We start from the raw sequence: 18,809 nt of genomic DNA on the forward strand, positions 1-18,809 counted from the left end.
GTTATACCCGTCCGGAAATGGCTGCCATTTGGGAGCCGCTGACCCGTTTCAAGATCTGGTTCGAGATCGAGGCCCATGCCTCCGACGCGCAGGCTGCGCTCGGGGTGATCCCGAAGGAGGCCGCCGAGGCGATCTGGAAGGGCGGCAAGGACGCCGCGTTCGACGTGGCGCGGATCGACGAGATCGAGCGCGAGGTCAAGCACGACGTCATCGCCTTCCTGACCCATCTGGCCGAATTCGTCGGCCCGATGTCGCGGTTCGTGCACCAGGGCATGACCTCGTCGGACGTGCTCGACACCTGCTTCAACGTCCAGCTCACCCGCGCTGCCGACATCCTCTTGGCCGACCTCGACCGCGTGCTGGCGGCGCTGAAGGCCCGCGCCCTCGAGCACAAGATGACGCCGTCGATCGGCCGCTCGCACGGCATCCACGCCGAGCCGGTGACGTTCGGCCTGAAGATGGCCTACGCCTATGCCGAATTCAGCCGCGCCCGCGAACGCCTAGTCGCCGCCCGCAAGGAGGTCGCGACCTGCGCGATCTCCGGCTCGGTCGGCACCTTTGCGCATATCGATCCGCGGGTCGAAGAGCACGTCGCCAAAGCGATGGGCCTCGCGGTCGAGCCGGTGTCGACGCAGGTCATCCCGCGCGACCGCCACGCGATGTTCTTCGCGGTGCTCGGCGTGATCGCGTCGTCGATGGAGCGGCTCGCCACCGAGATCCGCCACCTGCAGCGCACCGAGGTGCTCGAGGCCGAGGAGTATTTCTCCGAAGGCCAGAAGGGCTCGTCGTCGATGCCGCACAAGCGCAACCCGGTGCTGACCGAGAATCTCACCGGTCTCGCCCGCATGGTGCGCGCCTATGTGATGCCGGCGATGGAGAACGTGGTGCTGTGGCACGAGCGCGATATCTCGCACTCCTCGGCCGAGCGGATGCTGGCACCCGACGCCACCGTGACGCTGGACTTCGCGCTGAATCGTTTGGCCGGCGTGATCGAGAAGCTGGTGGTGTATCCGGAGAACATGACCAAGAACCTCGACCGCCTCGGCGGCCTCGTTCACTCTCAGCGGCTGCTCACCGCACTGACCCAGAAGGGCTGCTCCCGCGAGGAGAGCTACAGACTGGTGCAGCGCAACGCGATGCCGGTGTGGCGCGGCGAAGGCGACTTCCTGACACTGCTGAAGAACGACCCGGACGTCAGGAAGTACATGACCGACGCCGAAATCGAAGAGCAGTTCGACCTCGGCTATCACCACAAGCACGTCGACACCATCTTCAAGCGGGTGTTCGGCGAGAGCTGAGGCGCGGCGCCGGCAGCGGCGCGCAACGAAAAGCCCCCGGTTCGCGGGGGCTTTTTTGTGGCTGCGGATGGTGTAAGCAGTCTGTTCGTGATGGCAGGAGCGATGCCTCCGAATGCTCCCGACACGGACACACCCTCATGGTGAGGAGGCGCGCAGCGCCGTCTCGAACCATGTGCCGCAGGCGATGCGTCCCCTCATCCTTCGAGACGCCCGGCTTTGCCGGGCTCCTCAGGATGAGGACTTTGGTGCCCTCGAGCAGCCAAGATCCGCTTCAATCAATCGATCAAGCGACAAGACTTGCCGGCGATGAAGTAAGCGCCGCTTACGCCGCCTTGGCGAAGTGCTGGGCGAGGCCGGCGAACAGGCCGCGGCCGTCGGTGCAGCCCATGATGTCTTCGACGTGGTTTTCCGGATGCGGCATCATGCCGAGCACGTTGCCGCGCTCAGAGACGATGCCGGCGATCGAGGCGGCGGCACCGTTGATGTTGTGGCTCTCGCCGACTTGGCCTTCCGGCGAGCAGTAGCGATACAGCACCCGGCCATCGCCCTCGAGCCGCTTCACGGTGTCTTCGTCGGCTTCGTAATTGCCCTCGCCGTGCGCCACCGGCACCTTGATCACCTGGCCGGCCTTGTAGCCGCGGGTGAACGGGGTGTCGTTGCGTTCGACGCGCAGATGCACGTCGCGGCAGATGAACTTCAGCCGCGCATTGCGCATCAGCACGCCCGGCAGCAGGCCGGACTCGCACAGGATCTGAAAGCCGTTGCAGACGCCGAGCACCAGGCCGCCACCAGCGGCGAACTTGCGCACCGCGTCCATCACCGGCGCCCGCGCTGCAATCGCGCCGCAGCGCAAGTAATCGCCATAGGAGAAGCCGCCCGGGACGACGACCAGATCAGTGCCCTTCGGCAGCTCGGTTTCGGCGTGCCACACCATCGCGGCGTCGTTGCCGGAGACGAGTTTCAGCGCGCGCGCCATGTCGCGCTCGCGATTGATGCCGGGGAAGACGAGAACGGCGGATTTCATGCGGTTTCCGTTAGCGCGTGGAGGGGCAGTGGACAATCGCGTCGATGGCGATGATCACGCAGACATCGTCGGCGAGTCGTTCAATTCGAGACGACGCTCGATGTGTTCGAGCCGGCCGTCATAGCGACCGAGGATTCCATAGACGTTCTGGACGTCCTGCTGCATGGAGATCAGGTAGCCGCGCATGGCGTTCATTTCAGATTTCAGCTCGTCGACCTTGGGGGCGACCTTGTCCAATCTCTGCTGAACCTGCTTGAGCACTTCAAAAATCAACTCGTTGCTCACGTCAGCCATGGCCTAGTCTCCGGAGACTAACCCTTCACCTCGATAGCATAATTCTCGATCACGGTGTTCGCCAGCAGCTTGTCGGCGGCGTCCTTGAGGGCGGCTTCGGCCTTGGCCTTGTCGGCGGCGCCGTCGAGCTCGATGTCGAACACCTTGCCCTGGCGCACGCTGGCGATGCCGGCGACGCCGAGCGACTTCAGCGCGCCCTCGATCGCCTTGCCTTGCGGATCCAGGATCCCGTTCTTCAAGGTAACAGTGACTCGTGCCTTCATGGTCGCCTCGATGATCCCCTCGTCATGCCGGGCAGAGCCTCCGCCCCATCCGTCATTCCGGGGCGCTCGCGCAAGCGAGCGAACCCGGAATCTCTCTTGGTAACAACTTCTGGATTCCGGGGTCGCGCTGGCGCGCGCCCCGGAATGACGTCGCTTGGAAACGCGCTCGCGCGCGCCGCCGTGAGCCTCAGCCCTTCACCAGCACCGGGCCGGAGCCGACCGGGCGCTCGTTTTCCATCAGGATGCCGAGGCGCTTGGCGACTTCGGTGTAGGCCTCCAAGAGGCCGCCGAGATCGCGGCGGAAGCGGTCCTTGTCGAGCTTCTCGTTCGACTTGATGTCCCACAGCCGGCAGCTGTCCGGCGAGATCTCGTCGGCGACGATGATCCGCATCATCTCGCTTTCGAACAGCCGGCCGCACTCCATCTTGAAGTCGACCAGCCGGATGCCGATGCCGAGGAAAAGACCGGTAAGGAAATCATTGACGCGGATCGCCAGCGCCATGATGTCGTCGATCTCCTGCGGCGTCGCCCAGCCGAACGCGGTGATGTGCTCTTCGGAGACCATCGGGTCGTTGAGCTGGTCGTTCTTGTAGTAGAACTCGATGATCGAGCGCGGCAGCTGGGTGCCCTCTTCGATCCCGAGCCGCTGCGACAGGCTGCCGGCGGCGACGTTGCGCACCACCACCTCGAGCGGCACGATCTCGACTTCGCGGATCAGCTGCTCGCGCATGTTGAGGCGGCGGATGAAATGGGTCGGGACCCCGATGTCGTTGAGGTGCTGAAACAGGTACTCGGAGATCCGGTTGTTGAGGACGCCCTTGCCCTCGATCACTTGGTGCTTCTTGGCATTGAACGCGGTGGCGTCGTCCTTGAAGTGCTGAATCAGCGTTCCGGGTTCCGGACCTTCATACAGCACCTTGGCCTTGCCTTCGTAAATGCGACGTCGCCGGCTCATGGGGATGTACCGTGTTTTGTTGAAATCCATCGGGAGGTGGGCTCCGTCTGACGAAAGCGGCCCACGGCGGAGCTGCCGAAAGGCCAGGAATAGGAAACAGAACGAGAACCCAGCCTCGCTGCAACCTAGCTGATTGGCCCCCCCGATACAATCGATCCGGCCGGGTGGCCCGGGAGTTTTACCCCTCGCTGTGCGCCATTGTGGCAGTTGTCTTAACGGGCGGCTCTGGATATCTAGGCATCGAACCTGCCCACCGCAAACCGGCCCTTCTGCCGGCTCAAGATCGGAACAACAGACATGACCACGTTCGACAAGCGCGAAGAAGGCTTCGAGAGGAAGTTCGCGCTCGACGAAGAGCAGAAGTTCAAGGCCGAGGCGCGCCGCGACAAGCTGCTGGGCCTCTGGATCGCCGAGAAGCTCGGCCTGTCGGGCGACGCTGCCGCCGCCTACGCCAAAGAGGTGGTGATCGCCGACCTGGAAGAGGCCGGCGACAACGACGTGGTGCGCAAGGTCACCAAGGACCTCACCGACAAGGGCATCACCCTGCCGGAGACCGAACTGCGCGCCAAGATGGCCGAGTTCTATGCCCAGGCGGTCCAAGAGGTGAAGGCCGGAACCTGACAGGTTCCCGCGGGCCGCCACGCGGCCCGCCTGATTGCCTAATCGAATTTCAAATGCCCGGGCCTGTCCCGGGCATTCGTGTTTTTGGCGCCGGGCACCGGGCCAAGCACGGCCGATGGTGTCCCGCTCTGCGACAGCCCGCCTGGCTCGGATTAACGTTCGGCACGCAGGCGGAACAAAGCGGCGACGAATCGCTGCGAATCGGGGTGGCCGGCGCGGCGAACGCTGCAAATTGTGCGTCCGCCTTCCCGCTCACACCAAGGCTGGAGGCCGCCCCCTTGCCCGGGTCGGTGAACGGCGCGGAAGAGTTAACATTCCCGGTCGAACGATCTGGACGCGGCGCAGGCGATGGCCGCGACGGCGGCCTGCCCAAATGATCTCCCGTCAGGGCTGGGGCGCGGCTCCTCCAGAAGCGCTCGCGGCGACGTCGCCCTTGCCCTGCCATCAATTAGGAGTATATTCTTATATTGGATTGATGCCCTGCTTTGACCGGAGCCCCAACATGCCCTTCCCGGTTTTTCGCTCCCCCATTCGTGTGCTCGACTCCTCCCTCGACCGGCTGGTGCTGGCCACGCTCGACGACGGACCGCCGCCGGTCCCTGGCGGCCGTCCGAAGGGCTGCAAGCGGCTGCATACCAATGCCAAGGTCGCCCATGTGCGCCGGCTGATCGAGGAGACCTCGCTGACCTACAAGCAGATCGAGGCGAAGACCGGCGTCAGCGCCGGCACCGTCGGGCGCTGGAAGCGTGAGTTCAACTGGACGCGCCACCCATTGGCGCCGCGCGCCAGCGACACCGTGCCGACCGAGCGCGCCGGCCGCCGGCTGAAGCTGCGGATGCTCAGCAGCAAACTGCAGCAGCTCGCCGAACGCTATGTCGACGAGCTTTGGCAGTCGCCGTCGGTCGATCTCAACCGGCTGATCGAGGCGATGGAGGTGCTGAAAATGGCGCGGCTCACTCAAAAAGGTCGCGGCCGCCCCGGCAAACCCGGCCCGGCGCCACGCACCGAAGAGGACTGGCTCGACCGCGAGCCCGCGATCCGCAAAGCCCTCACCGACATGCGCCACGGCGGCGTCTTCACCACCTGCATCCCCGCCGAAGCCATGGCGCTGCTTGACGACGCCTACACTCCGCCGAAGCGGGAGGTGGTGCGACGGGGGAGGAGGCGGAGGGTATAACGTGGGAAGCGACGATGGCCTTAAATATGGTGGCCAGGACTTCGCCCTGCGAGCTTCCACGAGGATAAGGCGTCGAACGGCGACTTCAGATCGATGATGCTCTGCAGAATATCGACAATGTAACCGAACATTGGTTATCCCCTTTCCTGTCAGACATTCTGGCGTAAGCTGCGTCTATGCATCGACAGAAATCGAACCTTCCGTCCCAGAGCCAAACAGATCAGAAACGACGATGATTTCCGACCCGAATACAATCGCAGCAGTGGACGAAGACGAAGACGTCTCAAGCGGAAGTTCACGAGTTATCAAGCCTTGGGATCCCAAACAAATTCGAATAACAACCAAGAATTACACTCTTAGAGAGATTTTCGCTCAGCTCGATGAGAATGAAAAAGAACTGGATCTTGCACCAGACTTCCAGCGGAGCTTTGTATGGCAGCCAAAACAGCAAATACGCCTTATTGAATCAGTGCTTCTAGGAATACCACTTCCTGCATTCTATTTTAACCTCGACTCCTCAGGCGCGATGCAAGTCATCGACGGCGTCCAACGACTAACGACCGTCAAACGGTTTATGTCAGACCAACTACCACTATCCAGAGATGATCTCGAGTATTTGCACGATTTGGCGGGGAATCATTTTTCAGACTTGGACAGCGCAACTCGTCGCCGTTTTCAAAGCACTCAAATTGTGGCTCACGTGATCGAACCACAAACGCCAGATGAGGTGAAGTACGACATCTTCAATCGTGTGAATACCGGCGGAAGTCCACTAAAACCACAAGAGATTCGCCATTGTATGAGCAAGTCACGGTCCCGCAATTTTCTGAAGGCCCTCGTTGAAAGTGATGCTTTTACCGAAGCCACGCAGTATGCCTTTTGGAACAAGAGCAGAACTCAGCGACGCAATCACCGAATGTCGGATAGAGAACTGGCTCTTCGCTTTTGCGCCTTTCGAACCGTGTCAATCGATGAGTATTCAACGGCCAGTAGCCTTGACTCCTTCTTGCTGGAATTCACCCGCAGGTTGGATAGCCCAAATTCTGATATTGACTTACGTCGGCTCGCCACCATCTTCGAACGCGCAATGGAGAATTGCGAGCAGATCCTCGGTGACGCAGCGTTCCGAAGATGGCTCCCGGGAACAGAGCACCGACGCGGTCCAATAAACAGAGCAATATTTGAGTCTCAAGCGCTAGCTCTTTCGCGTTATCGTTTGGATCGACTGACTCCGTTTAAGGACGAGATTGTCACCAAATTCAGAGAACTGTTCAATGACCCAGATTATGACAGCTCAGTAAGATCGGCAACTGGTGATCCGAAGCGGGTCCAGCTTCGCCTTGAGATCCCCCGCGACCTACTTCGGAAAATTATACCATGATCAACGCTGCAACAATCGAGGGCTTCAAACGATTTCGAAGCAACCGCTTCGAGCTCAGAAACCTCTCTGTCCTAGCCGGACGCAATGGTTCGGGTAAAACTTCCTTGATCCAAGCATTTCTACTCGCCAGGGAGGCATTTCGCTCTACTACCGACACCATTTCTCTAAATGGTCCCTTCGGACTTCAACTTGGGACTTTTGATGACGTGGCAAATGGTGAAGCTTCGGAAGGCTTCTCAGTCACATTGCGCGATGGAGATAGCTGGTTTGGCGCAAAATTTTCACAACCTGATAAGTCGGCGCAACAATTCTACGTTCATTCACAGAAGTTTGGCGTACCTTCAGACAATTTCGCAAGGGAGGGACGCGCATTTCAATATTTAGGTGCGGAGCGCATAGGTCCGCGATTAACTTCAACCATAATGGCCCTCCCCCATCATTCTCTAAACGTTGGAGCAACAGGCGAAAATGCAGCCCAAATGATTGATTCACTAGGCGCCAATCCGATACCTCTCGCGCGCCAATTTCACCCCAACAAAAACGTTGCTCTTCTAAAAGATCAAACAGAAGCCTGGCTATCCGCAATCACCCGCCCGATTCAAATAGATACTGAGACGTTCCCATACACCCCAATTGTCACACTCAAATACAGAACAGACCTCGATTGGCTAAGCCCAACAAATATGGGATTCGGAGTTACCTACGCACTTCCGATCGTGGTTGCAGCCCTCAGCGCCGATCAAGATGGACTACTGATAGTTGAAAATCCAGAAGCGCATCTTGCACCCGCCGGACAGACACAAATCGGGATTTTTCTAACGAAGATCGCAGCAAGTGGCGTTCAGGTAATAGTCGAAACACACTCCGATCATGTTATAAATGGAATTCGAAGAGCTATCGGAGAAATGCAGTGTTTAAAATCAAGCGATGCGATAATACATTTTCTGGATGGTTCAGATCATATCGAAGTACTAGAGTTTACAGCCACTGGCGGCATTTCACATTGGCCTAAAGGCTTCTTTGATCAATTTCAGATCGATGTTGCAGCTCTGACTCGCATCCGCCGAAAAGGTGCACCTTGATTTTTGCTCTCGACGAGCGCGGCTGGGGGATTGGAAAAGCCTCGGCGGCGGAATGGATTGAATCACTTGAGCTGACCCTTGATCTTATCGACGAATTGATTGAACGAGGGCATCACTTAGCTTACCCTGACACATTCTTTTCGCAACCAATCCTTTTAGACCATACTTTGTATGACCTCTATTCACCAACCTCCAGCATTGAAATCCCAGCAGATGTTAGAGACCGACTAGCCGCAATTTTTTCAAGAGCGGCTAGACTAGAGGATCTCTTTGTTTGCCCTCAGGACATCAACGTCGATTTTGGATTTGGCCCCGAACGAGCCGAGACGATTGCATGGGCCGCTTCAAAATATCTGCACGAACACGAAATTACTCCATGCATATCGCGCGCGGGTAAAGACTATTGCAACGCAATTTACGGCGGCCAAAAAGTTCCTATCTGGCTCGTAGACTCAGCGCAGATGATTGAAGGCTTCTTCCGCTGGTTGATTATCCACACAACTCATTCTCCCGGCGAGATGGCGCAACTGTTGTCAGAGGCATTCAAGGAGCTCGAATTTGTTGAAGGAGCAGTTGACGGAATCAAGACAATGAGTGGCAGCTATTCATCTTTAGTTCAGAAGATAGTACACGACCTCGGCTTCTTGTCTGACGAAGGAGCCCGAATATTCTCGAAATCTTGGCAAGACGCCGCAGGGGAGTTCGGCGCCGGAAACGTGACCATTTCCGACGAAAACGGAAATACAAAACAGAACAGAAGAGCAAAGAAAAAACGGACCATCAAATACGCCGGCGCAGATCGATTATTCTGGTGGCATATAAAACTTCAGCCTCATCAGAATCGCATTCATATCTATCCAGATAACGTTAGCGTCGGAGGCAAAATCGTCGTTGGAATTTTCTGCCATCACTTATGAATTCAGATGGACCAGAGCAAATATGGGCCTGCCGCCGACGCCGAGTTGTCTTTAGGCACTGGTGGAAAACTCACACTGGGATTTAGCAATTACCTGCCCGCGAACAGCCCGTTCAGCTCCGCGCCCTTCGTCGCTCCAGCGAATGCCGTGAATGTGCCCTGCTCGGCGATCTCGCGCGCGGCGCCGAGGAAGCCGGCCCAGGCGCAGCGCGCCAGTGTGCCGCCGACGCTGATGCGGCGGACGCCGAGGTCGGCGAGCATCGGCACCGTCATGCTCGGCTGCGCGATCAGCACGTTGAGCGGCTTCGGCGCCACCGCCTTCACCAGCGTGGTGATCTCGGCCTCGGTGGTGACGCCCGGCGCGTACAGGCAATCGGCGCCGGCATCGGCGAACGCCACCAGCCGCGCGGTGGTCTTGGCGAGATCGCGCTCACCCTTGAAGAAGCCCTCGCAGCGCGCCACCAGCACCACGTCCACACCCGATGCGTCGATCGCCGCCCGCGCCGCCTTGATGCGCTCGGCGGCGAGCGCGTCGTCGTAAAACGGCTGCGCCGAATCGGAGGTCGTATTCTCGATCGAAAGCCCGGCGATGCCGGTGGCGATCGCGCGCGTGACATTGGCGGCGACGCCGTCGGGGCTGTCCGCAAAGCCGTTCTCGAAATCGGCGTTGATCGGCAGATCCACCGCCGCACACAGCGTGGTCAGATGCGCCAGCACGTCGTCGCAGCTGACCTGATTGTCCGCCCGCCCCGCCGACCACGCAAAGCCGGCACTGGTCGAGGCCAGCGCCTGAAACCCGAGCGACGCCAGCGCCCGCGCCGAACCGACATCCCACGGATTCGGCATCACGAAGCAGCCGGCCTCGTGCAGCTTGCGAAACGTGGCCCGCTTGGCGGCGGTCGTGATCATCGGCGATCTCCCTGTGGTGTCTGCTGTTGTTGTTGGCCGGACGCTAGCACGGTGCCGGCCGCGGCGTCGAAGCCGCCGATGCCAGCGGAAGTGTCCCACCCTGCGACAGCCGCCACCGCGCGCCTTAACGTTCCGAACACAGCCGGAACAAAGCGGTGACGAATCACAGCGAATCGGGCTGAGCGTGAAGCAACGAACTGCATCTCGCGCGGAGGCGAGCGCCACCACACCAGGGATGGACCCGCGGGAGCGCTGGACGAAGTCGACGAAGGCGCAGAACGTTAACGGCGGGACATCACCAAGTACGCCCGCTGGTCTGGATAACCGACCAAGATGCGGCCGTACAGGCCACCTCGGATCGCAATCGAATAGAGCGCGCACTGGACCTAAGGTAACATATATGTTACCTTAGATCATACTGGATATTCGCTACTATTCGGCTGATCGGCAAAGCCCATTCGCGGATTGGCTCGACGGGCTCGACGTCATGGCGGCGGCCAAGGTCACGACGGCCGTGACTCGGCTGTCCCTGGGCAATTTTTCCAACGTTAAGTCGGTCGGCGAAGGCGTCCTCGAAACCAAGATCGATTCCGGGCCCGGCTATCGGATCTATTTCGGTCGTGACGGCGATACGTTGGTCATTCTGCTTTGCGGTGGCACCAAGAAGCGACAACGCAGCGATATCGCGCGAGCCATCGTGTATTGGCGCGACTACAAGCAGAACAAGAAGCGGCGATCAGGACTGAGCAATGGCTAATACGAAGAGCTTCAAAGAGTTGGTCCAGAACCGCGTTGCGAAAGACCCGGCATTCGCCGACGCCCTGTTGCGGGAAGCGATCGAGGTGATGCTCAAGGGCGATATCGAGACCGGAAAAGCCGTCCTGCGCGACTACATCAAGGCCACCGTCGGCTTCGAACAACTCGGCGCCGCGACTGATCTGCCCCCCAAAAGCCTGATCCGAATGTTCGGCCCGAGCGGCAACCCGCAGGCGAAAAACCTGTTCAGCGTGATCGGCTATCTGCAGGATCGCGCGGGGCTAGAGCTGAAGGTGAGCAAGACACGGCGGGCGTGAGCCGACCGCGTCGAACCGCTGATGCGGAGACAACGATCATGAGCGAACAACGGTTCGACAACGTCTGGGACAGTGGAATGGCACGTAGTAAAGCCGGCGACGTGAGGCAGAGTTCAGCGTAGCCTGCATGAGCGAAGCGACATGCAGGAGCATTGTCGATGATCCCGGGTGTCGCTACGCTCACCCGGGCTACGCTTGCTGACAGTGGAACGGCGCGTGGTGAAGCCGGCGGCGTGACAAATAATTGCGGACGGCAGCCTGCATGAGCGAAGCGATATGCAGGAGACACCAATCGTCCCGGGTATCGCTGCGCTCACCCGGGCTACGCTCGCCGCCTCGATTAAGCTTGCTGAGGGCCGCCATCTACAAAATGTAGGTAAATGCAAGCTCTCAGACCAAAGACGCCGAATGCCTCGACGTCCCCTGCCCTCAAAAAAGATCAATCGTCTTTTTCAGCGTCTTTCTTGCGCCAAGCCTCCAGCCTTTCCGAAAAATCTGCGACACGGTGTGCCAGCGCATCAAATGCAGAACCGAACGCTTCAATCTCGGCCGGAATGTAATGGTAAAGAGGCTCCATACTCAGGGCCCACTTCCTGCTGTGACCATGAGAGGGACAAAGACAATAAGTAGTGATATTCGGCTGATCTTCAGCGTCATAGTCAGGATGTTGGGATGCTGTGGAACACCCATGCGCTATATCGTTCCGCCGCGCAGCCCAACCTCGATAATTCTTCAAAATGTCTTTTAGTTCAATTTCCAACTCTTCCATTGGACGCAACCAAAACAATGCCTCAGCCGCATGCGCAATCATCTCGGCCCGGGAATTGGTGTTCGTAACCACACCAAACGCTCTTATCGTTGGAGCAACGTATCTTTCCTCCGACACCGCTGTGAGAACCGCATAGACGCCCCCTAACTCGGCCTCAAGCCCCTCCCAATGAGTAAGGGCATAGCCTACGGCTCTGAACAGTTCTTCTTCCACTCTCGTGCCGGGCCGTAACGGCGCAGAAACGGGCATATCCCATGGATTACTCATCGCGCGTCAATTTCCCATCTCGATCCCACTATCCAATCCCCACCACCTCCAACTCCTGCGCGCCCTTTCCCACCACGTCGCCGACGCTCTTGCCCATCAGCAAGCGCGCCACCGGCGATACGAACGAGATCGTGCCCTGCTTCGGATCGGCTTCGTCTTCGCCGACGATGCGGTAGGTTTGGACGCGGCCGTCGGCGCGGCGGAAGGTGACGGTGGAGCCGAAAGCGATCTCGTCGGTCGAGGCAGGATCCGGCATCACTTGCGCGCTGCGCACCCTGGCTGCGTAGTAACGGGCGTCACGCAACGGGATCGCTTCGGCGCGGCGGCGCTCGTTGACGTCCTCGATCGCACCTGCAGCTTCGAGCGCGGCGCGCGCCTCGGCTAACTGCGCCTCCAGCGCGGCCAAGCCGGCTGCGGTGACGAGGTTCGGATGCGGCGAGATCGGCCGATCCGGCAGCACGGTCTCCGAGGCGGTCTCGGCACTGTCTTCCTTGGTGAAAGCGACGCTCAAGTTGAACTCCATTGACAGTCGCCGGACGGCGACCTGACGCAACGACACGGCTCTCCCGATCAAGAGGCGCGAACCAGTTCGGCAAACTCCCACCAGTGGATCTTGTTCGACATCCAATTCCAATCCGCCATCGGCGAGGTCGATGGCAGCACATAGATCGATGTCGTTCCGATGCTTTCCTCATAACGGCCGAGGCCGACCCTGCGTCCGACGAACCGCTTCGCAGCTTCCAGACTGGTGAAGGCGAGAAAGTCGGGGCGGTTCTCTTCGATCTTACGTCTGAGAACCACCCGATGTTCCGGCCGCGGCCGAACCTCGTGATCGCTTCCGGCGACATCCTTGCACAGGTCCGTCAGGCCGATGCCGAATGTCGTCACGTCGCGAAACTCGTGCGGCGCCAGCTTGCGATCCGTGAGGCCCGTTTCGCTGAGGACGCTCCAGAACTTGTTCCGGCCGTGCGCATAATAGCTTTGCGCCTTCTCCGACGCACGGCCGGCGGCGGTGCCGCAGAACACGACTCTGAGGCCGCGCTGCAGAACGTCAGGCAAGATGACCTTGGGCAAGCTCACCTGACCTTGCTGGCGCGCCTCCTTCACTCAGTTCGCCCGCGTCCAGGTGGCGGATTTGCAGATCATGCCGCCCATCGCGCAGCCCTGGGTGGTCAGCGTGCTGCCGGAGAGGTTCATCTTGCCGGTGTAGGTCTTGCCATCTTCCGGATTGAAGGCACTGCCGGCCCAGGCGTTCGGACCGGTCGGCTTCATGTCGAAGAATATCTTCTGGCCGACTTTGGCGGGGGTCTCGACGCCCGGCTTGAGCCACACCAGCGTGCCGCACACTGCGCCGCCGCAGGGCGCGAATTTGACCTTGGAGGCGCCGGTCTCGCGCAGCCAGGTGCCGCCGACGTCGTCGGCGCGCGCGCCTGTGGTGGCCAGCGCTGCGGCGAGCAGGCCGAGGCCGGTGAGCCATCCCGCGCGGCGCATCGTCGATGTCGTTGTCATGTCCCCTCCCGATTGCTTGTGCTGCGGCGAGCCGCCGCTTGGTACGAGCTGAACGTGCGCCGCGTCGCAAGTCAACGGGGCCTGCCGAACGCAAACAACTCGCTTGCCGGAAAGATCACGCCAGCCAGTTCTCGACTGCCAAACCCTGCACGCGACCAAACTCCTGCGTGTTCGCGGTGACGATGGTCGCACCGAGCGACTTGGCATGAGCTGCGATCAGGAGGTCGTTGCTGCCGATCGGCGTGCCTACTGCTTCAAGCGATGAGCGGATCGCCCCATAGGCTTCGTCGGCGGGCGGCTCGAACGGCAGCACGTCGATTTCCTCGAGCAGATCGGCCACGGCCTTGGTCAATCTGACCGACCCGCTCTTGGCGCAGCCGTAGCGGAGTTCGGCGGCGACGATGATACTCGTGCAGACGTTGCCCTCCCCGACCTCGGCGATGCGGCGAACAGCAGCGCCGTGCGGATTGCGGATCAGATCGGAGAGGATGTTGGTATCGAGCATATAGCGCGTCACAGCACCTTCTCCGGCGCCGGCGCGGGATCGTCGATGACGGGGAACGGCTCGTCGACCGGCGTCATCGATTTCAACAAAGCGATCAGTCCGCGTTTGCGGACCGGCTCGATCACTAACCGATCTCCCTCGCGGTGCATGATCGCCTCGTTGCCGGGCATCTCGAATTCCACCGGAATGCGAACGGCCTGATTGCGGCCGTTACGGAACAGACGGACGTGGCGCCGATCGGTCATGGGCAGCCTCCTTCAGGCATATGCCAAAAGCATATGTCTGGCGAGATGCCGCTGCAAGGGCACCTACTGCGCCAGCGCCGCCTCCAGCCGCTCCAGCACCGCGGCGGTGTCGGCGGTGACGTCGGCGGCCTCGACCCACACCACGCGGTAGTCGCGCTCGGCGAGCCAGGCCTTGCGCGCGGCGCGGTCGGCGGCGACGGCTTCGCTCTCGCCGTCGTTGATCAGCTCGATCGCGACGCGGCGGGTGAAGGAGACGAAATCCGGGATGTGGCGGCCGACCGGGGTCTGGCGCTTGAAGTTGCCGGCGAAGCGCCGGTCGGTGCGCAGCTTCTCCCATAAGAGCCGCTCGGCGTCGGTGGGATTGCGGCGCAGCAGCCGCGCCAGCCCGCGCAGCGAGCCGCCATCGGCCTCGGCGCTGCCGGGCGCGCGCTCGGCGAGTAGCGCGCGCAGCCGCGTGGCCTGGTCGCCGTCGAGTACGCCGCCTTTGGCCGGGCCCTTGCGGCCGTCGGCGATCGCCATCACCACGCCGTGCAGCGTGTGCATGTCCTGCTTGCTCGGCTCCATCCGGGTGAAGATGTTCCGCAGGTTCACCAGCATGGTGTCGCGCTTTTCGGGCGGGCGGAGGAATTCGACGCGGTCCAGCTCGGCGACCAAGTTGGAAAAGAACGCGTCGATCTGATGCTGCGAGGCGCGCGGGCTCCGCTCGGGCATCTCGTAAGGCAGCGCATTCTGGGTGGCGTGCTTGAACCACTCGTAGCCCATCAGCAGCACCGCTTGCGCAAGGTTCAGCGAAGCGAACGCCGGATTGACCGGGAAGGTGACGATGCGGTTGGCGAGCGCGACCTCGTCGTTCTCCAGGCCATGGCGCTCGCGGCCGAACATGATGCCGGTGGTGCCGCCCGACGCGGTCTCGGCGACGATCTCCTGCGCGGCGGCTTCCGGCCCGCGCACCGGCTTGGCCTGATCGTGGGCGCGCGCCGTGGTGGCGAACAGCAGCGTACAGTCCTTCACCGCGTCGGCGACGCTGTCGAACAGCTCGACCGCGTTCAGGATGTGGTCGGCGCCGGCGGCGGAGCGCTGGGCGGCGATGTTCGGCCAGCCGTCGCGCGGCTTTACCAGCCGCAGCCGGGTCAGCCCGAAATTGCCCATCGCGCGGGCGCACATCCCGATGTTTTCGCCCAATTGGGGCTCGACCAGAATCACCACCGGGCCGTCGAGCGCGGCCGGGGGCTTGGATCGGTCGGTGCCGGAGCCGGACATGGGCAGGTCTTTCAAAAACGGGCGCCCTCGGAGTGATCCGAGGCGGCGCGGGATGATCGGGGGAAGCCGCGGCGGGGCGGGCCGGACGCCGGCGGCCGCCGCGCCTTTCCGTTGCCAAGGCGGCGGCGATTTCTCAAGCAAATAGTGGATTTGCCGGCCGGTTTGAACCGCTGTGAAGTACGCTTGACACAGCGTGCGCCCTACCCGCTTCCGGTCGCGGCACACCTTGCGATCGCGGCGTTCCCGAGCCATGCGGAGCCGCGCTGCGAATCCGTCCAAATTGCTTCCGCAATCGCCTTTCGGCCCGTCCGGCGCGGTGCTATAGCGGGCGCGGCTTTAGTCCAATTCCCGCCCCTTTAAGCGCAGAATCACAAGAAGGCCCGATCCCGCATGGCGAAAATCAAGGTGACCAACCCAGTCGTCGAACTCGACGGCGATGAGATGACCCGCATCATATGGCAGATGATCAAGGACAAGCTGATCACGCCGTTCCTCGACGTGGAACTGATGTATTTCGACCTCGGGATGGAGCACCGCGACGCGACCGACGATCAGGTCACCATCGATGCGGCGAATGCGATCAAGCAGGTCGGCGTCGGCGTGAAGTGCGCCACCATCACCCCGGACGAAGCGCGGGTGAAGGAATTCGGCCTCAAGAGCATGTGGAAGTCGCCGAACGGCACCATCCGCAACATCCTCGGCGGCGTGATCTTCCGCGAACCGATCATCTGCAACAACGTGCCGCGCCTGGTGCCGGGCTGGACCAAGCCGATCGTGATCGGCCGTCACGCCTACGGCGATCAGTATCGCGCGACCGACATCAAGTTCCCGGGCCCGGGCACGCTGACGATGAAGTTCGTCGGCGAGGACGGCTCGGTGATCGAGCGCGAAGTCTTCAAGGCGCCCGGCGCCGGCGTCGCGATGTCGATGTACAACCTCGACGAGTCGATCAAGGATTTCGCCCGCGCCTCGCTGAACTACGGCCTGATCCGCAACTATCCGGTCTACCTGTCGACCAAGAACACCATCATGAAGGTGTACGACGGTCGCTTCAAAGACATCTTCCAGGAGATCTTCGACAACGAGTTCAAGGCCGAGTACGACGCCAAGGGCCTGACCTACGAGCACCGCCTGATCGACGACATGGTCGCGTCGGCGCTGAAGTGGTCGGGCGGCTACGTCTGGGCCTGTAAGAACTACGACGGCGACGTGCAGTCCGACACCGTGGCGCAAGGCTACGGCTCGCTCGGCCTGATGACCTCGGTGCTGATGACGCCGGACGGCAAGACGGTGGAAGCCGAAGCCGCGCACGGCACCGTCACCCGGCACTATCGCGAACACCAGAAGGGCAAGGCGACCTCGACCAACTCGATCGCCTCGATCTTCGCCTGGACCCGCGGCCTCGCGCATCGCGCCAAGCTCGACTCCAACGAAGAGCTCGCCCGCTTCGCCGACACGCTGGAGAAGGTCTGCGTGCAGACCGTTGAAGCCGGCTTCATGACCAAGGACCTCGCGCTCCTGGTCGGCGCCGATCAGCGCTGGCTGTCGACCGAGGGCTTCCTCGACAAGGTCGCGCAGAACCTGCACAAGGCGATGGACGCCAAGGCCGCCTAATCAGCGCACCGCGACTGAACGAACGAAAAGGCGCGGGATCGCTTCCCGCGCCTTTTTCTCTGCTGCGCCGATCGGTTTAATGTTCGCCGCATCAACCTCTCGCAGACTCACAGAGAGCCACGGCCACGCTCATGGCGTCACTGCTGACCTTCTGCGCCGCTGCGCTGATGGAGATCGCCGGGTGCTTCGCATTCTGGGCGTGGCTACGGCTCGACAAATCGCCGCTGTGGCTGATCCCCGGCATGCTCGCGCTGGCGCTGTTCGCCTACTTACTGACGCTGGCCGACAGTCCGCTGGCCGGCCGCGCCTATGCTGCCTATGGCGGCATCTACATCGCCAGTGCGCTGGCCTGGGGCTGGGCCATGGAGGGCAACCGCCCCGACCATTGGGACGTGATCGGCGCCGCGAACTGCCTGGTCGGCCTGACCGTGATCCTGTTCCGACCGCGCCCGCTGCCGGCGTGAACTAATCAGGCCGCCGCCCCGGCCGAAGCCGGTGCCGTAGCGCTGGTGATCGGGCTGGCGGCCGTATCGCTGCTGATGGCATCGACGCCGAGGCGGGCGATCATGGCGCGGGCGATTTCGTCTTCGCCCATGATCACCAAATTGGCGCCGTTGCTGCGCAGATGGATGACCTCCTCGGCCGAATGCGCGCGGGCGATGATCAGCAGGCCGGGATTGACCGCGCGCGCCTTAGCGACGATCTGACCGCCTTCGAACGCATTGGGAATTGCCACGAGAAGACCGTGCGCCTGCGCGATCTGCGCCTCATCGAGGATCTCCTGCGCAGCGGCATTGCCGTTGATCGCGGTGAAGCCTTCACGCTGCAGCCGCGCCACCCGCTCGTCGTCGTTTTCGATCACCAGCATATCGGCGCCGGAATGGCGCAGCGCGGCGCTGACATTGGAGCCGACTCGGCCGTGGCCCACCAGCACGATGTGGCCGCGCGGCTGCGCTGGCGCAGCGGCAGCCGCAGCCTCCTTCGCCGCCTGCTTGGCGGCTTCCGTAGCCGCCGCGACCTTGGCGCTGAAGCGATCGAGCAGCACGAACATCACGGGATTGAGCATGATCGAAATGATCGCGCCGGCCAGCACCAGATCGCGGCCACGCTCCGGCATCAGCCCGAGCGCGACGCCGAGGCCGGCGAGAATGAACGAGAACTCGCCGATCTGCGCCAGCGACGCGGAGATCGTCAGCGCCGTCATGTTGGGATGGCCGAACAGTCGCACGATGAAGAACGCCGCGATCGATTTGCCGAACACGATGATCAGCACGGTGACCAGGAGCGGCAGCGGTTCGCGCGCCACGATGCCGGGATCGACCAGCATGCCGACCGAGACGAAGAACAGCACCGCGAACGCGTCGCGCAGCGGCAGCGTTTCGTTGGCGGCGCGATGACTGAGCTCGGACTCCGACAGGATCATGCCGGCGAAGAACGCTCCCAGCGCGAGCGACACGTCGAACAGCACCGCCGCGCCGAACGCGACGCCGAGCGAGATCGCCAGCACCGCGAGACGAAACAGCTCGCGCGAGCCGGTGTGCGCCACATAGTGCAGCATCCACGGAATGATGCGGCGGCCGACCACCAGCATGAACACCATGAAGGCGAACACCTTGCCGAGCGTCAGCGCAACCGGCCACAGCACCA

At 61.6% G+C, this 18,809-nt stretch carries 23 protein-coding genes; 10 read left to right on the plus strand and 13 right to left on the minus strand.

The window, feature by feature from the left end; translation table 11 throughout:
* A partial coding sequence (gene purB, locus DYI24_RS06210; RefSeq protein ID WP_164571655.1) for an adenylosuccinate lyase occupies positions 1-1,298 on the plus strand: 1,298 nt, incomplete at its 5' end.
* Positions 1,299-1,620: 322 nt separating this feature from the next.
* Here the strand turns inward: purB and purQ are convergent.
* From purQ to purC, 4 genes are all read right to left on the minus strand, one after another.
* Complete coding sequence (gene purQ, locus DYI24_RS06215) at positions 1,621-2,322, minus strand: phosphoribosylformylglycinamidine synthase subunit PurQ (RefSeq protein ID WP_164571656.1); 702 nt, start codon at positions 2,320-2,322, stop codon at positions 1,621-1,623.
* A 54-nt stretch (positions 2,323-2,376) separates the two neighbouring features.
* Positions 2,377-2,616: a hypothetical protein gene (locus tag DYI24_RS06220; protein ID WP_164571657.1), complete on the minus strand. Its 240-nt coding sequence runs from the start codon at positions 2,614-2,616 to the stop codon at positions 2,377-2,379.
* Positions 2,617-2,633: 17 nt separating this feature from the next.
* A complete protein-coding gene (purS, locus tag DYI24_RS06225; protein WP_107345551.1) occupies positions 2,634-2,879 on the minus strand; it encodes a phosphoribosylformylglycinamidine synthase subunit PurS in 246 nt (81 codons plus the stop codon).
* A gap of 187 nt (positions 2,880-3,066) precedes the next feature.
* Positions 3,067-3,834, minus strand: a complete 768-nt coding sequence (gene purC, locus DYI24_RS06230; RefSeq protein WP_199851757.1) for a phosphoribosylaminoimidazolesuccinocarboxamide synthase — start codon at positions 3,832-3,834, stop codon at positions 3,067-3,069.
* 297 nt (positions 3,835-4,131) lie between these two features.
* Here purC and DYI24_RS06235 point away from each other — a divergent pair, with 297 nt between their 5' ends.
* The 5 genes from DYI24_RS06235 (at position 4,132) to DYI24_RS06255 (ending at position 9,012) form a co-directional block, all read left to right on the plus strand.
* Positions 4,132-4,455 carry a DUF1476 domain-containing protein gene (locus tag DYI24_RS06235; RefSeq protein WP_164571658.1) on the plus strand — a complete coding sequence of 108 codons (324 nt, stop codon included), beginning with the start codon at positions 4,132-4,134 and terminating at the stop codon, positions 4,453-4,455.
* A 502-nt stretch (positions 4,456-4,957) separates the two neighbouring features.
* On the plus strand, positions 4,958-5,632 hold the full coding sequence (locus DYI24_RS06240; protein WP_164571659.1) for a helix-turn-helix domain-containing protein: 675 nt from the start codon (positions 4,958-4,960) through the stop codon (positions 5,630-5,632).
* A gap of 232 nt (positions 5,633-5,864) precedes the next feature.
* Positions 5,865-7,013, plus strand: a complete 1,149-nt coding sequence (locus DYI24_RS06245) for a DUF262 domain-containing protein (protein ID WP_164571660.1) — start codon at positions 5,865-5,867, stop codon at positions 7,011-7,013.
* Positions 7,010-8,095 carry an AAA family ATPase gene (locus DYI24_RS06250; RefSeq protein WP_164571661.1) on the plus strand — a complete coding sequence of 362 codons (1,086 nt, stop codon included), beginning with the start codon at positions 7,010-7,012 and terminating at the stop codon, positions 8,093-8,095. The genes DYI24_RS06245 and DYI24_RS06250 overlap by 4 nt, the downstream gene beginning before the upstream one ends.
* On the plus strand, positions 8,092-9,012 hold the full coding sequence (locus DYI24_RS06255; RefSeq protein ID WP_164571662.1) for a hypothetical protein: 921 nt from the start codon (positions 8,092-8,094) through the stop codon (positions 9,010-9,012). Before DYI24_RS06250 ends, DYI24_RS06255 begins: the two co-directional genes overlap by 4 nt.
* An 89-nt stretch (positions 9,013-9,101) precedes the next feature.
* Here DYI24_RS06255 and DYI24_RS06260 read toward each other — a convergent pair whose 3' ends face one another.
* Positions 9,102-9,920 carry an isocitrate lyase/PEP mutase family protein gene (locus DYI24_RS06260; RefSeq protein WP_164571663.1) on the minus strand — a complete coding sequence of 273 codons (819 nt, stop codon included), beginning with the start codon at positions 9,918-9,920 and terminating at the stop codon, positions 9,102-9,104.
* A 424-nt stretch (positions 9,921-10,344) separates the two neighbouring features.
* Between DYI24_RS06260 and DYI24_RS06265 the strand changes: the two genes are divergently transcribed.
* Positions 10,345-10,677 carry a type II toxin-antitoxin system RelE/ParE family toxin gene (locus DYI24_RS06265; RefSeq protein ID WP_349627745.1) on the plus strand — a complete coding sequence of 111 codons (333 nt, stop codon included), beginning with the start codon at positions 10,345-10,347 and terminating at the stop codon, positions 10,675-10,677.
* Entirely contained in the window at positions 10,670-10,993 is a 324-nt protein-coding gene (locus DYI24_RS06270; protein WP_164571664.1) for a transcriptional regulator, read from the plus strand. The genes DYI24_RS06265 and DYI24_RS06270 overlap by 8 nt, the downstream gene beginning before the upstream one ends.
* 439 nt (positions 10,994-11,432) lie before the next feature.
* Here DYI24_RS06270 and DYI24_RS06275 read toward each other — a convergent pair whose 3' ends face one another.
* The 7 genes from DYI24_RS06275 to DYI24_RS06305 all read right to left on the minus strand — a co-directional run bounded on the left by DYI24_RS06275 (position 11,433) and on the right by DYI24_RS06305 (position 15,548).
* Positions 11,433-11,975: a hypothetical protein gene (locus tag DYI24_RS06275; RefSeq protein ID WP_164571665.1), complete on the minus strand. Its 543-nt coding sequence runs from the start codon at positions 11,973-11,975 to the stop codon at positions 11,433-11,435.
* Between the two features lie 82 nt (positions 11,976-12,057).
* Positions 12,058-12,540 carry a transcription elongation factor GreA gene (gene greA / locus DYI24_RS06280; RefSeq protein ID WP_164571666.1) on the minus strand — a complete coding sequence of 161 codons (483 nt, stop codon included), beginning with the start codon at positions 12,538-12,540 and terminating at the stop codon, positions 12,058-12,060.
* Between the two features lie 59 nt (positions 12,541-12,599).
* Positions 12,600-13,109, minus strand: a complete 510-nt coding sequence (locus tag DYI24_RS06285; RefSeq protein ID WP_349627744.1) for a mismatch-specific DNA-glycosylase — start codon at positions 13,107-13,109, stop codon at positions 12,600-12,602.
* A gap of 27 nt (positions 13,110-13,136) precedes the next feature.
* On the minus strand, positions 13,137-13,538 hold the full coding sequence (locus DYI24_RS06290) for a DUF2147 domain-containing protein (protein ID WP_107345561.1): 402 nt from the start codon (positions 13,536-13,538) through the stop codon (positions 13,137-13,139).
* A 115-nt stretch (positions 13,539-13,653) separates the two neighbouring features.
* Positions 13,654-14,055 carry a type II toxin-antitoxin system VapC family toxin gene (locus tag DYI24_RS06295; protein WP_164571668.1) on the minus strand — a complete coding sequence of 134 codons (402 nt, stop codon included), beginning with the start codon at positions 14,053-14,055 and terminating at the stop codon, positions 13,654-13,656.
* Complete coding sequence (locus DYI24_RS06300; protein ID WP_164571669.1) at positions 14,052-14,288, minus strand: antitoxin; 237 nt, start codon at positions 14,286-14,288, stop codon at positions 14,052-14,054. Before DYI24_RS06300 ends, DYI24_RS06295 begins: the two co-directional genes overlap by 4 nt.
* A gap of 63 nt (positions 14,289-14,351) precedes the next feature.
* Positions 14,352-15,548, minus strand: coding sequence for a TrmJ/YjtD family RNA methyltransferase (locus tag DYI24_RS06305; protein WP_164571670.1), 1,197 nt, complete (start codon positions 15,546-15,548; stop codon positions 14,352-14,354).
* 390 nt (positions 15,549-15,938) lie between these two features.
* On the opposite strand from DYI24_RS06305, the gene DYI24_RS06310 reads away from it, so the two are divergent.
* Both DYI24_RS06310 and DYI24_RS06315 read left to right on the plus strand, forming a co-directional pair.
* Positions 15,939-17,162, plus strand: a complete 1,224-nt coding sequence (locus DYI24_RS06310) for an NADP-dependent isocitrate dehydrogenase (protein WP_107345565.1) — start codon at positions 15,939-15,941, stop codon at positions 17,160-17,162.
* 131 nt (positions 17,163-17,293) lie between these two features.
* The gene (locus DYI24_RS06315; RefSeq protein WP_164571671.1) at positions 17,294-17,626 is read left to right on the plus strand and encodes a YnfA family protein; all 333 of its coding nucleotides are present in this window, start codon (positions 17,294-17,296) and stop codon (positions 17,624-17,626) included.
* Positions 17,627-17,631: 5 nt separating this feature from the next.
* Here the strand turns inward: DYI24_RS06315 and DYI24_RS06320 are convergent.
* Positions 17,632-18,809: cation:proton antiporter domain-containing protein (locus DYI24_RS06320; RefSeq protein WP_164571672.1), on the minus strand; the 1,178-nt coding region annotated here is incomplete at its 5' end.

Origin of the sequence: Rhodopseudomonas sp. BR0C11 (assembly GCF_010820945.1) — a bacterium.
Classification (GTDB): domain Bacteria; phylum Pseudomonadota; class Alphaproteobacteria; order Rhizobiales; family Xanthobacteraceae; genus Rhodopseudomonas; species Rhodopseudomonas palustris_H.